Source organism: Tistrella mobilis KA081020-065 (assembly GCF_000264455.2).
Taxonomy (GTDB): domain Bacteria; phylum Pseudomonadota; class Alphaproteobacteria; order Tistrellales; family Tistrellaceae; genus Tistrella; species Tistrella mobilis.
This window is the reverse complement of the sequence record NC_017956.1, coordinates 2,563,140-2,575,508: the sequence shown is the minus strand read 5'-3', so window position 1 is coordinate 2,575,508 and position 12,369 is coordinate 2,563,140. Positions and strand designations below refer to the sequence as shown.

The window sequence follows — 12,369 nt, the reverse complement described above, 5'->3', positions numbered from 1 at the left end:
CGTCAGATCCTGAAAGGTCCGGCCATGGCCGATGCCACGCCGCGCCTGGGGCTGCCGTTGCTTGCGGCCGCCCAGGCGCAGAAACACGTCACCCATAACGAAGCCCTGACCGTGCTGGATGTTCTGGCGCAGATCGCGGTCAAGAGCCGCAGCCAGACCCTGCCGCCCGCCAGCCCGGCTGAGGGCGATGCCTATCTGATACCGTTCGGGGCCTCGGGCGCCTGGGCCTGGCGCGACGGGCAACTGGCGCTCTGGACCGCGGGCGGCTGGCGCTTCATCACCGCGCGCGACGGCTGGGTGGTGCTGGTCGAAGCCGAACAGGCCTTCGTGGTCCGCCGGGCCGGTGCCTGGACGGCGACCACCATGCTGGCCCACAGCCATGCCACCACCGAGGTCACCGGGCTGGATGCAGCACTTGCGACCCGGGTTTCGAAAGCCGGCGACGTCATCACCGGCCGGCTGGATGTCGGCCAGAAGCTGGTGGTGGGCGACGGCAGCGCGGTCGATGCCGAAGGGCTGGTGGTGCGCCACGCAACCGCGGCCACGGTTTCGGCCCATGTGAATGCCGGCGGCGAAGCGGCGCTGGCGCTGCGCGAGGCCGGCAGCCGCAAGGGGGCCCTGGCCTGGCAGGGAGGCAATATGCGGTTGCGGACCGACATCGCCGCACCGCTGGTGCTGGCGACCCAGGGGGTGGACCGGCTGACCGTGCCGGCCGATCGGGCGGCACTCGGCATCGGCACCGCGGCGCCGGCACAGGGGCTGCATCTGGCCGGTTCCGCCGTGGGGCTGCGCCTGCAGGCGACGGGCGGGGCCGCGCGCAGCTGGGATCTGATCCAGACCGCCGACGGGCATCTGGAGGTGATGGATGCAGGCGTCGGCACCGCCATGATCAGGCTGCGCAGCGTGACCGCGGCCGAAGGGGCGGAGGCCGTGATGATCGGCGGCCATGCCGGGGTCAGCGCCCGGTTCTACAATGTCGCCGGATCGGGCGGTGGCCCCGCCTGTGCGCTGGCGCTGGGTGTCAACGGCACGACCGGGCGCTCGCTGAATGCCGCCGGCACGATCAACGCGGCCGGGGCGGATTTCGCCGAATATGTTCCCCTGGCGCCGGACTGCCGGGCGGTGACGCCCGGCACGGTGGTCGGCATCGATCAGGACGGGCGGGTGACCGACCGCTTCGAGGCCGCGATCGCCTTCGCCGTGGTCTCCACCGCACCGGCGCTGGTCGGCGGCGATACGGGGGGCGACGAACCGGCGGCGCGGATCGCCTTTGCCGGCCGGGTGCCGCTGCGGCTGACCGGACCGGTGGTGCCCGGGCGGGTGGTGGTTGCGGCGGCCGCCATGGCCGGGGGCATTCTGACCCGCTGCCTGGGCCCTGACGAGCGACTGAGCGATGCCTGCGATCCGCGTATCCTGGGCCGCATCTGGCGCAGGCTGGGGGCCGATACGGCCGAGATCGCGGTGCGGGCGGGGGCCTGACAGGCACGAGGCCTGGCCGCGAAAAGCGGCCCGGAATGAACAAGGCCCCCGGCATCCGAAGATGCCGAGGGCCTTGTCGAATTGGTGGGCGCGACAGGGATTGAACCTGTGACCCCACCCGTGTGAAGGGTGTGCTCTACCGCTGAGCTACGCGCCCGCAGGATCGGGTCGGTGCCGGCTTTCGCCGTCCCGGCCGCCTGAGGTGGGCGCTTTATATGGCCCTGCATCATGGCTGTCAAGCGGGTGATCGCAGGCAGATTGCAGTTTCGTGATGGGCCATCCGCCGACCCTCGCAGGCGGCGCGTCTGCAACATTCCGTAACGCGAAGTGATTGGCAGCGGATGGGTGGCTCTGCTACCCCCTGAGATCGGAACCGCGGTCTGCCGGCCGTGGGAAGACCTGACAAGCACGGAGTTGGCCTGATGTGTGGCATCGTTGGTGTCGTTGGGGTTGCAGATGCGGCGGCGGTGTTGATCGAAGGGCTGCGCCGGCTTGAATATCGCGGCTATGACAGCGCCGGCATCGCCGTGCTGGATGCCGAAGGCCGGATAGAGCGGCGCCGGGCGGAAGGGCGCATCGCCCGGCTTGAGGCGCTGCTTGCCGAGCGGCCGGTTCCGGGCATGACCGGCATCGGCCATACCCGCTGGGCCACCCATGGCGCGCCGACCGAGGCCAATGCCCATCCCCATGCCACCGGCCGGGTGGCGGCGGTGCATAACGGCATCATCGAGAATTACCGCGATCTGCGCGCCGAGCTGCAGGCGGCGGGCCGGGTCTTCGCCAGCCAGACCGATACCGAGGTCATTCCCCAGCTGATCACCGCGCTGATCGAACAGGGGCTGGCACCGGTGGAGGCCTGCAAGGCGGCGCTGAAGCGTTTCGAAGGCGCCTTCGCGCTGGGGCTGGTCTTCGCCGGCGAACAGGAACTGCTGATCGGCGCCCGCCGCGGCAGCCCGCTCGCGGTCGGCCATGGCGAGGGCTGCATGTATCTGGGCTCCGACGCCATGGCGCTGGTGCCCTTCACCCGCGAGATCACTTATCTGGACGAAGGCGACATGGTGGTTCTGACCCGTGCGGGCATGACCATCTACGACGCCGGCGGCGCCGAGGTTGTGCGGCCGCGGCGGCGGACGGAGCTTTCCAGCGGCGCGGTCGGCAAGGGCGGCCACCGGCACTACATGCTGAAAGAGATCTACGAGCAGCCGGCCGTCATCGGCGACAGCCTCAGGACCTATCTCGACCCCGGCCGCGGCACGATCGAGATGAAGGAGATGCCCTTCGATCCGAAGGCGCTGACCCGCATGATGATCGTCGCCTGCGGCACCTCGGCCTATGCCGGCATGGTCGCCAAATACTGGGTGGAGCAGCTGGCGCGGCTGCCGGTCGATGTCGACATCGCCTCGGAATTCCGCTACCGCGACACGCCGCTGATCCCGGGCGAGGTGGCGGTGTTCATCTCGCAATCGGGCGAGACGGCGGACACGCTCGCCGCCATGCGCCACGCGAAGGCCGCCGGGTTGATCACCATTGCGGTGGTCAACGTGCCGGAAAGCAGCATGGCGCGCGAGGCGGATCTGGTGCTGCGCACCAAGGCCGGCCCCGAGATCGGCGTGGCCTCGACCAAGGCGTTCACCTGCCAGCTGGTCACGCTCGCCTGCCTCGCCATCGGCCTGGGGCGCGCCCGCGGCACCATCGATGCCGCCCGCGACCAGAAGCTGACCCAGGCGATCGCCGAGGTGCCGTCACGCGTGGCCGACGTGCTGAACAATGACGACCGGATGCGCAGCATCGCCGAAAGCCTGGTCCATGTGACAGGCGTGCTCTATGTCGGCCGCGGCACCGCCTTTCCGATCGCGCTGGAAGGGGCGCTCAAGTTCAAGGAGATCAGCTATATCCACGCCGAAGCCTATGCGGCGGGAGAGCTGAAGCACGGCCCGATCGCCCTGATCGACGACGGTCTGCCCGTGGTGGCACTGGCCCCCTCCGGTCCGCTGTTCGAGAAGACGGCCTCCAACATCGAAGAGATCGTCGCCCGCCGCGGCCGGGTGATCCTGATCACCGACGAGGCAGGGGCCGGGCGCCTGGCCGATCTGGTGGCGGAGGTGGTGGTGCTGCCGACCGTCGACCCGGTGGTGGCACCGCTGCTCTATGCCCTGCCGGTCCAGCTGCTGGCCTATCACACCGCCGTGCTGAAGGGCACGGATGTCGATCAGCCGCGCAATCTGGCGAAGTCGGTGACGGTGGAGTAGGACGTCGATAACCAGGAAGCCGAGAGCCAAGAAAAAGGGGGCGGCCCGGGTTCGCGGGCCGCCCCCTTTTTTGTGATCAGTTTCCGGCTGTCACACCCCGGCGGAGGTGTCGATCAGCACCGCGATCAGCTGCGCCGGCTGGTCCGACAGGTTCTGCCAGGCGTGGTTGGTCTCGCGCTGGATGACCACGTCGAAGGGCTCCAGGATGGTTTCCTCTTCGTCGAGGATCAGCTTCACCCGGCCCGAGAGCAGGACGATGTAGTCGATCGATCGGGTGCAGTGCATGTTGGGATGTCTCGCATCCGCATCATGGGCGTCGCTCGCCCCCATGCGGGCGAAGACATCGGCCGACAGCACCCGGTCGTTCTCTCCCACCCCGGCCGGCGGCAGCTGAAAGATCCGGAAGGTGTTGCCGCCCCGGGCGGGGGCCAGAACCACCGGGCGGTCGGCGCCGTCCGGGGTGGCGGTGTCCGGGCCTCCCTCGGCCATGGCCCAGAGATCGATCAGACCACGATGGCTTGCCGTTTCCAGCACATGCGGCGAGGGGCCGTCGGAGAGGATCCGCGAGCGGCCATCGGCGGTGTTGGTGGTGACGATGCGGCGAATGGGTTTGAGCATATGCGTTTTCCATATCAGGGAAGCGGGGAGGGCTCAGGAGGTGAGCAGGTAGAGCGACAGCACCGGAAACACCGCGAGCAGGATCAGGCGGAGCAGATCCGAGACCACGAAGATCGAGACGCCGCGGAAGATGGTGCCGAGCGGGATGTTGCCGGCGACGCCCTTGAGGACGAAGACGTTGAGGCCGATCGGCGGCGTGATCATGCCGAGTTCGATCACCACGATGTTCACGATCGCCCACCAGACCGGGTCGTAGCCGAGCGAGACGACCAGCGGCAGCACGAAGGGCAGGGTGATCAGCATGGCCGAGACGGTCTCGAACACGGCCCCCAGCGCCAGATACATCACCAGCAGCGCGAAGATGATCACCAGCGGCGGCACCTCCATGGCACCGATGGTCGAGACCAGCACCTGCGGCGCGCCGCTGATCGTGAAGAAGTACGAGAAGATCGAGGCGCCGAAGATGATCAGATAGATCACCGCCGTGTTGGTGGCGGTTTCGCCCAGCGCATGCAGGAAGCTGCCCCAGCTCAGGCGCTGGCGCAGCAGGGCCAGGAACAGGGTGAAGCAGGCGCCGACCGCGGCCGCCTCGTTCACCGTGACGATGCCGCCATAGATGCCACCGATCACGGCGATCAGCAGGACCAGCACCGCCCAGCTTTCGCGCAGCACCTTCCACCGTTCCGGCCAGCCGGTGCGGGGGCCTGCGGGACCTGCCTCGGGCACGAAGCGGGTATAGACGGTGATCGCGATACCGTGGAAGACGACCGCGATGATCGCCGGGATCACGGCGGCCACGAAGACGTCCAGGATCGAGACCTGCGCCAGCACCGCATAGATGATCATGATGATCGAGGGCGGAACCAGGGCGCCGAGCGTGCCGCCGGCGGCGATGCAGCCGGTGGCGAAAGAGGGCGCGTAGCCGCGGTCCAGCATCTGGGGCAGGGCCACCCGGCCGAAGGTCGCCGCCGTGGCGGGCGAGGAGCCGCAGACCGCGCCGAACAGCGCGCAGCCGCCCATGGTCGCGATCGCGAGCCCGCCGCGGCGATGACCGACGAAGGCATGGGCCAGGCGGTAGATCTCCGCCGACAGGCCGCCCGCGGTGGCGAAACTGCCCATCAGCAGGAAGAGCGGGATGACCGCGAATTCGTAATTGGCGATGATCCCGGCCGGCTCCGAGACCAGGATGCTGAGCGAGGGCTTCACCCCGCCCAGGATCGCATAGCCGATGAAGCCGGCCATGCCCATGGCGATGCCGATCGGAACCCGGACCAGGATCAGAGCGAACATCAGGGCGAGGCCGAGCGCGCCGGTGGTCAAAGGATCCATCAGACCTCTCCCTGATGCGCGGCAAGACGGGCGGTGTTGCCGGTGGCGAGGTCGCGCAGCGCCGTGGCGACCACCACCAGCTGCACCGGCACGCAGAGCATGAAGAGGGCGGTGGCCGCCACCCACCAGGGGGCGATTTCGACCTCGAGGATGAACGACGTCTCGCCGCTGTCGATCAGCTCCTGCGTGTAGACCACCAGCTGCCAGGCGAGCAGGGTGAAGAAGACCAGGGTCATGATTTCGGCGAAGAGATCGCAGGCGAGCTGCGCCCGCCGCGGCAGCCGGTCGGCCAGGAAGGTGACCTTGATGTTCTGCCGGCTGGCGATGGCGGCTGGGAAACAGGCTGCCATCGCCACCGCGATGAACAGGGTCGAGAGATCATAGACCCCGGCGATCGGGGCATCGGCGAGCCAGCGCGCGCCGACATCGGCCAGGGTCGCGATGGCGATGATCAACAGGGCGGCGAGGCCTGCCAGCGCGATGAGCCGCGTGCAGGCGACGTTGAGCCCGTCGAGGCGGTCGAGGGTCATGTCAGACGCTCCGCTCCCGGGGGATCACCGGCCGGATCATTCGGCGCGGATACGGTCGAGTTCGGCCCTGAAGGCCGCGGCGAGAGCCGGTCCGTTCTCCTGCTCCGCAACGAATCTGTCCGAGCAGCCGGCCATCGCCGCCGACCAGGCGGCTGCGTCTTCGGCGGTCGGGATCACGATCGTCTGCCCGGGCGCCGCCTCGGTCTCCGCCAGCCGGCGGGCGTTTTCGGCATCCATGGCGGCGCCGAAGATGCGCGCCAGCTTTTCGCCGCCCTCCGCCTGCATGGCCTTTCGGACGTCTTCGGGCAGGGCCTCGAACCGCTCCCGGGTCATCACGAAGCCGAAGGGCATCGAGCCCAGCGCCGCGTGGTAGTGATATTTCGTGGCGCTGGAAATGCCGAAGGCATAGAGCGCGGCATAGTGCATCGGGGTCGCATCGATGATCCCGCGGCTCAGGCTTTCGGGGATCTTGGTGATCGGCATGCCGACCGGCACGCCGCCCACCGCCTCGACGCATTGCTGTTCCAGCTTGCCGGCGATCCGGATCTTCTGGCCCTTCAGGTCCGCAACCCGGTTCATCGGCTTGTTGCCGTGGAGCAGATAGGGCGAGGTGGCGACCATGCTCAACACCTCGAAGCCGTCATAGCCCCTGAGCCGGCCGCTTTCGACCATCCGCCAGAAGGCGACCGAGCCTTCGCCTGCGGTCCGGGAGGTGTCGGGCAGTTCGATCACCCAGTTGTCGGGGAACAGCCCCGGATTGTAGGCCGGGATGATGAAGGCGATGTCGGCGACGCCGTCATTCAGCATCTTGATCTGCTTGGACCCGTCGCGCCCGAGCGTGCCGCCGGGGAAAAGCTGGATCCGGACCCGGCCGCCCGCGGCCTCTTCCACCGCCTGGACCCAGGGCTTGATCGCCTCCTGATAGGTGATCTCCTGCTCGGGCGTGAAGACGGCGAATTTCAGGTCGATGACCTCTTCGGCCCGGGCGGCGCCGGCGGCCAGCGTCGCCGTTGCCAGCGTGGCGGCCAGGACGGCCGCGATGCGCGGAAACCTCATGAGTCCTCCCCCTGTCTTTTTGGATGTGGTCGGTCTTCGACGGATCGGGCCGATGTGCAGCAGGCGTCCGTCTGCCTTGGGGAATTGGTAGGCGACGCTTCGGCAGATGTAAAGCGCTTGTTTGAATCAAATGATTGGATCACTTGCTTGATGCGAGTGCTGGGGCTATGGTTCGGTTCAACGAACTGAAGGGAGGACGCCGCCGTGCCGAAAGAGATCCTGATCAGGAACGTCTATCTGGCGGACCCGGATCTGCCGCCGCAGACGCGCCCGCGTACCACCGACATCCTGGTGCGGGACGGCCGGATCGTGGCGGTCGAAGACGGGATCCAGGCGCCGGATGCCGAGGTGATCGAGGGGGATCGGGCGATTGCGGTGGCCGGCATGGTCGACAGCCATCGCCATGTCTGGCAGACGGCGATCCGCGGCGTGGCGGCCGACTGGTCGCTGGCCGATTATGTGCGCGAGATCCGGGTCGGCTATGCCACCGCCTACACGCCCGAGCACATCTACCTGGCCAATCTGGCCGGCGCGCTCGAAGCGCTGGACACCGGCGTCACCGCGCTTTGCGATTTCTCGCATCTGATGAACAGCCCCGCGCATGCCGAAGCCGCGATCCAGGGGCTGACCGATGCCGGCATCCGCGGCGTGTTCTGTTATGGCTTTTACGACGTGCCGGCGCGGGAGCGGGCCTTCGCCAGCCATGACGATCGCCTGCGCCATGCGGAAGAGGTGGCGCAGAGCTTTCGAGCGACCGCGGGGCCGTTGCTCGATTTCGGCGTCGCCCTCACCGAATTCGGCCTGGTCGGGCCGGAGGTGACGGATCGGGAGCTGGACTTCGCGCGGCGCCATGATGCGCTGATCACGCTGCATGTCGGCACTTTCGGCTCGCCCCACGGCATTGCCGATCTCGACCGCCGCGGCCGTCTGGGGCCGGACATGCTGCATGTCCATGCGAATATGTGCGGCGATGACGAGCTGGAACGGCTGGTCGCCTCGGGTGGCGGGCTGTCGATCACGCCCGAGACCGAGATGCAGATGGGCATGGGCTGGCCGGTGACCAACCGGCTGATCGAAGCCGGCGGGCTGCCCAGCTTCGGTGTCGACATCGCCTCCAATATCGGCGGCGACATGCTGACCCAGATGCGTCTGGCCCTGCAGACGGCGCGCGCGATCGACAATCAGAAGGTGCTGGATCAGGGCATCGTACCCGACAGGATCGGGCTGACCGTGCGCGATGCGCTGCGCTTCGGCACCGAGGGCGGGGCGCGTGCGATGCGGATGGGCGGAGAAATCGGCACGCTCCGCAAGGGCGCCCGGGCCGATATCGCGCTGTTCGCGACCGGCGGGCTGAATATGATGCCGATGGGCGACCCGGTTGCGATGCTGCTGCTGGAATCACGGCCGGGCGATGCGGTGACCGTGCTGGTCGACGGCCGGGTGGTGAAGCGCGACGGCCGGTTGGTCGGCGTGGATCTGCCGGGGCTGCGCGAGAAGCTGGACCGGGCCTTTGGCGAGATCGCCGACCGGGTGGCGGAGAGCCGCGACACCGCCGCCGGATCGTCCAATGCCTATGCACGTGTGGTGAAGAGAGCGACCGGAACCGATTGATGACCGAGATGGAAGCCCAGGGACAGGGTCAGCCGGCCGAGGGGCCGAAGGAGCGTATCCGGCTGGTCGCCCGCATGCTGATCAGCGAGCGCGGCGTCGATGCCGTCACCACCCGCGACATCGCCCGCGGCGCCGGGCTGAACGTGGCCGCAGTGAACTATCATTTCGGCACCAAGGACAATCTGGCCGTCGACGTTTTCCGCCAGGTGGCGCGGCGAAGTGCGGAATACCGGCTGGAGCAGCTGGACCGGCTGGAAGACGAGGCGCGCGCCGCCGGGCGTCGGGTCCGGATCCGCCAGATCGTCGAAAGCTTCGTGAGTGGCTATTTTCGCGAGGACACGCCGGCCGAGGGCGGGCTGCTCGCCAATCTGATCCTGAAGAACCGGCTGATGCCGACCGAATGGACCTCGAACCTGATCGCCGAAGAGCTGGACGGCATGGCCCGGCGCTATATCGCCGCGATCGCGGCGGCGGCGCCCGACCTCGATCATGCCGAGGTCTGCTGGTTCTACAACTTCATGGTCGGCACGGTGCTGATCTCGGTCAGCCAGCGCGATGACGGCCGGCGTGTGGAGCGTCTGTCGGACGGCGACTGCTCCATCCAGGCGCGCGACGAGATGCGCGAGCACCTGGTGCGGTTCATCACCGGCGGGATCTCCACCGCCGGCCGGCAGAGCGCCGGTCAAGACTGAAGGAAATCGACAGACATGTCCGGGCGTCTGGAAAGCTGGCTCGCGAGTGCGAACCGGGCCGAGACTTCTTTTCCCCTCAACAACCTGCCCTGTGGGGTGTTCAGCCGTGGCGGTGATGCGCCGCGCTGCTGCACCGCGATCGGCGGTCAGGTGCTGGATCTGGCCTGGCTGCAGCGCGCCGGCCTGCTCGACGGTCTGCCGCCGGTGTTCGATCAGCCGTCCTGGAACGGCTTCATGGCCGCCGGGACGGCGGCATGGTCGGCCTTGCGGCAGCGGCTGACCCACCTGCTGTCGGCCGGGGCGGCGGAAGAGGCGCAGCTGCGCCCGACGCTGGTGCCGCTGACGGAGGTGCAGTTGCATCTGCCGTTCACCGTCGCCGAATACACCGATTTCTTCTCCAGCGAAGACCATGCCCGCAATGCCGGCATGGCACTGCGTGGCGCCGATACGCTGGTCGAGAATTGGGTGCACATCCCTGTCGGCTATAACGGCCGGGCCTCGACGGTGGTGGTCTCGGGCACGCCGGTCCGGCGGCCGCTTGGCCAGATTCTGCCGGCCGGCGCGACGATGCCGGTTTTCGCCGCCTCGGCGCGGATGGATTTCGAACTGGAATTGGGGGCGGTGGTCGGCCTGCCCAACCGGCCGGGTGAGCCCGTCACCCTGGCCGAGGCCGAGGCGATGATCTTCGGCTATGTGCTGCTCAACGACTGGTCGGCCCGCGACATCCAGGGCTGGGAGAACCGGCCGCTCGGACCCTTTCAGTCCAAGGGCTTCGCCACCTCGATCGGCGCCTGGATCGTGACCCGCGAGGCGCTGGCGGCGGCCCGCTGCGCCGCACCCGCGCGGCACCTGCCGCTGCTGCCCTATCTGGACGATGCGGGCCGGCCGGCGCATTTCGACATCGACCTGACCGCAAGGCTGAGCACGTCTGTTGGCACCGAAGCCGTCATCACCCGGACCAACTACCGGCGGATGTATTTCTCGCTGGTCCAGCAGCTCTGCCACCATGCCGCCAATGGCTGCGCCATGCGCACCGGCGACCTGATCGGCTCCGGCACCGTCTCGGGGCCCGCGCCCGAAAACCGTGGCTGCCTGCTGGAACTTACCTGGAACGGCCGCGACCCCCTGCATCTGCCCGACGGCACGACCCGGACCTATCTGGAAGACGGCGACAGTCTTACCCTGTCAGGCCACGCAGAATGCGACGGCTACCGGATCGGCTTCGGCGAATGTGCGGGGACCATCACGCCGGCTTTGGCGAAGGGCGGCTGACAGCCAGGCCGGTCACTTCGTCTCACGGCCTGCATCATCGCCATTCTTCCGAGTCCAATTCATCGGCGGTGGTGCAGGCTTTGCCGCGTCGGCGGGCTGCGAGGTTTCGGACGTTGCCGGAGGAGACACGGGTTTGCCACTCATCGTGTCTTCTTCTCCTGTCTGAGGTCCTCCACGTCCCCCGGGACTTCCCCGTAAGTCCAGAAGCCCTTCACGACCTTGCGCATCCGTGGCGGCTGCGGCTTCTCCATCACCTGTCCCGTCTTCGGATCCCGCATCACGCGGTTGCGCAACTTCTGTGCCAGAGAGGCGATGTCTTCCATGTGATCCTCCATGGATCATGCTCTGAAAAAGCATAACGCAGATCAGTACGAGCGCGAAGCCCAACCCTATGATCAGAAAATGGAAGGCTCTGCTGCGGGCTTTCAGGCGCGCCCAATTGTTACGGCGGCTGATTCCGGCCGATGTGGCGAGCTGTGTTATGAAGACGTTGCGGAGGTCTTCCAGAACGGCACGCTCCACGATCGCGTGGACGTCAAGATCGCTTCCGGGTGTATCCGACCTGACGACCGCCAACGTATTCGCCTCAAGGTTGCTGTCTGCTGCTGAGGCCGGGGGTGTCGGCGTATAGTACGACATCAGCCGTTCTGCATAGCCGAGCAGGTCCTCCTCGTGCATAGGATAACCGAACGCACGTGTACGTATTGCCTGATGAAGAAAGTACAGAAGAGCAAAAATATCTGCAATCAATAGGACCAGAATCCCGTAGATAAATATTATCCATAGATCATGATCCGCCGCTGGTAAATTGTAAATAGTGAGGCTGATCAGGGTAATTATTATACCGATAGAGGTCGCGAAGAATGGCAAGCTTCGAACGACATTTTCTTCCTGATCTAGTTCTCGTTTGAAGCCATCGAGGACGAGCTTCTCCAAATAGTCCCCGGCTCTTCCTGAGGGAAGCCGCGCGTAGGCTGGATCTGTCAGGTTATCTGCGCGCATATCATCATCCAGCAGGTCGAAACGCCTGATGTTGCTGGGGGTCCATCTTCAGGTTCAATTTCTTCTGAATATATACAGAAGTCAAATAATTTAACTTATGAGATAGGTGCAACCAGTTCGTGTGGTGGTGAATATTTACCTATGCTTTAGAGCCATACTCCGCCATCCCGCTCCACCTGCCGCCCACGGTCCGGCCTCTCGCCCTCGCGTTCGTCCGGGGCCCTGTCGCCCTCCAGCGGGGCGTCGTTCTGGGGCAGGCGACGCATGATGATGTTGCCGTCGCCGTCGATTTCGGGGGCGGCGTAGCGGGGCAGGTCTTCGATGGCATCGCGCAGGCTGGTCAGGGCCTCGTCCGCTGCGCGGCCCAGGCGTTCGAGCTTGGGGCCCAGACCCTCTTCCGGATGGTCGTTTCCAGCCGCCAGGGTCGGGCCGCCCGCAAGCAGAACAACCCCCAGAACGGCTGTGCCGATGCGGTGCGTCGTCTTCCGGTTGCCGTGCGGGCGCATGACCTGATCCTCCAGCCCTGCATGA

Annotated in this window: 11 protein-coding genes and 1 tRNA gene; 5 read left to right on the top strand and 7 right to left on the bottom strand. The window is 66.9% G+C overall.

Going from position 1 to position 12,369, the window contains the following annotated elements; genetic code table 11:
- Nucleotides 1-24: 24 nt before the first annotated feature.
- Entirely contained in the window at nt 25-1,479 is a 1,455-nt protein-coding gene (locus TMO_RS29430) for a DUF2793 domain-containing protein (protein ID WP_014745829.1), read from the top strand.
- An 82-nt stretch (nt 1,480-1,561) separates the two neighbouring features.
- On the opposite strand, the gene TMO_RS11640 is transcribed toward TMO_RS29430, so the two are convergent.
- Nucleotides 1,562-1,636, bottom strand: a tRNA-Val gene (locus tag TMO_RS11640).
- Between the two features lie 265 nt (nt 1,637-1,901).
- Here TMO_RS11640 and glmS point away from each other — a divergent pair.
- Entirely contained in the window at nt 1,902-3,728 is a 1,827-nt protein-coding gene (gene glmS / locus TMO_RS11635) for a glutamine--fructose-6-phosphate transaminase (isomerizing) (protein WP_014745828.1), read from the top strand.
- 90 nt (nt 3,729-3,818) lie between these two features.
- Here glmS and TMO_RS11630 read toward each other — a convergent pair whose 3' ends face one another.
- The 4 genes from TMO_RS11630 to TMO_RS11615 are packed head-to-tail and all read right to left on the bottom strand — an operon-like array spanning nt 3,819 to nt 7,261.
- The gene (locus tag TMO_RS11630) at nt 3,819-4,346 is read right to left on the bottom strand and encodes a cupin domain-containing protein (protein WP_014745827.1); all 528 of its coding nucleotides are present in this window, start codon (nt 4,344-4,346) and stop codon (nt 3,819-3,821) included.
- A 33-nt stretch (nt 4,347-4,379) separates the two neighbouring features.
- Nucleotides 4,380-5,675 (bottom strand): TRAP transporter large permease, encoded by a 1,296-nt coding sequence (locus TMO_RS11625; protein WP_014745826.1) that lies wholly within the window; start codon nt 5,673-5,675, stop codon nt 4,380-4,382.
- Nucleotides 5,675-6,205 carry a TRAP transporter small permease gene (locus tag TMO_RS11620; protein ID WP_014745825.1) on the bottom strand — a complete coding sequence of 177 codons (531 nt, stop codon included), beginning with the start codon at nt 6,203-6,205 and terminating at the stop codon, nt 5,675-5,677. The genes TMO_RS11625 and TMO_RS11620 overlap by 1 nt, the downstream gene beginning before the upstream one ends.
- 36 nt (nt 6,206-6,241) lie before the next feature.
- Complete coding sequence (locus TMO_RS11615) at nt 6,242-7,261, bottom strand: TRAP transporter substrate-binding protein (RefSeq protein ID WP_014745824.1); 1,020 nt, start codon at nt 7,259-7,261, stop codon at nt 6,242-6,244.
- Nucleotides 7,262-7,465: 204 nt separating this feature from the next.
- Between TMO_RS11615 and TMO_RS11610 the strand changes: the two genes are divergently transcribed.
- The 3 genes from TMO_RS11610 to fahA are packed head-to-tail and all read left to right on the top strand — an operon-like array spanning nt 7,466 to nt 10,836.
- A complete protein-coding gene (locus TMO_RS11610; protein WP_014745823.1) occupies nt 7,466-8,872 on the top strand; it encodes an amidohydrolase family protein in 1,407 nt (468 codons plus the stop codon).
- Nucleotides 8,872-9,564 carry a TetR/AcrR family transcriptional regulator gene (locus TMO_RS29425; RefSeq protein WP_014745822.1) on the top strand — a complete coding sequence of 231 codons (693 nt, stop codon included), beginning with the start codon at nt 8,872-8,874 and terminating at the stop codon, nt 9,562-9,564. Before TMO_RS11610 ends, TMO_RS29425 begins: the two co-directional genes overlap by 1 nt.
- A 15-nt stretch (nt 9,565-9,579) precedes the next feature.
- The gene (fahA, locus tag TMO_RS11600) at nt 9,580-10,836 is read left to right on the top strand and encodes a fumarylacetoacetase (protein ID WP_014745821.1); all 1,257 of its coding nucleotides are present in this window, start codon (nt 9,580-9,582) and stop codon (nt 10,834-10,836) included.
- A gap of 12 nt (nt 10,837-10,848) precedes the next feature.
- On the opposite strand, the gene TMO_RS31240 is transcribed toward fahA, so the two are convergent.
- On the bottom strand, nt 10,849-11,772 hold the full coding sequence (locus tag TMO_RS31240; protein ID WP_145978120.1) for a hypothetical protein: 924 nt from the start codon (nt 11,770-11,772) through the stop codon (nt 10,849-10,851).
- Nucleotides 11,773-11,984: 212 nt separating this feature from the next.
- Nucleotides 11,985-12,344 (bottom strand): hypothetical protein, encoded by a 360-nt coding sequence (locus tag TMO_RS11590; RefSeq protein WP_014745819.1) that lies wholly within the window; start codon nt 12,342-12,344, stop codon nt 11,985-11,987.
- Nucleotides 12,345-12,369 lie beyond the last annotated feature (25 nt).

Coding starts and splice junctions, on each gene's coding strand:
- glmS (WP_014745828.1), top strand. CDS start 1,902: ATGTGTGGCATCGTTGGTGTCGTTGGGGTTGCAGATGCGGCGGCGGTG.
- TMO_RS29425 (WP_014745822.1), top strand. CDS start 8,872: ATGACCGAGATGGAAGCCCAGGGACAGGGTCAGCCGGCCGAGGGGCCG.
- TMO_RS11625 (WP_014745826.1), bottom strand. CDS start 5,675: ATGGATCCTTTGACCACCGGCGCGCTCGGCCTCGCCCTGATGTTCGCT.
- fahA (WP_014745821.1), top strand. CDS start 9,580: ATGTCCGGGCGTCTGGAAAGCTGGCTCGCGAGTGCGAACCGGGCCGAG.
- TMO_RS11615 (WP_014745824.1), bottom strand. CDS start 7,261: ATGAGGTTTCCGCGCATCGCGGCCGTCCTGGCCGCCACGCTGGCAACG.
- TMO_RS11630 (WP_014745827.1), bottom strand. CDS start 4,346: ATGCTCAAACCCATTCGCCGCATCGTCACCACCAACACCGCCGATGGC.
- TMO_RS29430 (WP_014745829.1), top strand. CDS start 25: ATGGCCGATGCCACGCCGCGCCTGGGGCTGCCGTTGCTTGCGGCCGCC.
- TMO_RS11620 (WP_014745825.1), bottom strand. CDS start 6,205: ATGACCCTCGACCGCCTCGACGGGCTCAACGTCGCCTGCACGCGGCTC.
- TMO_RS11590 (WP_014745819.1), bottom strand. CDS start 12,344: ATGCGCCCGCACGGCAACCGGAAGACGACGCACCGCATCGGCACAGCC.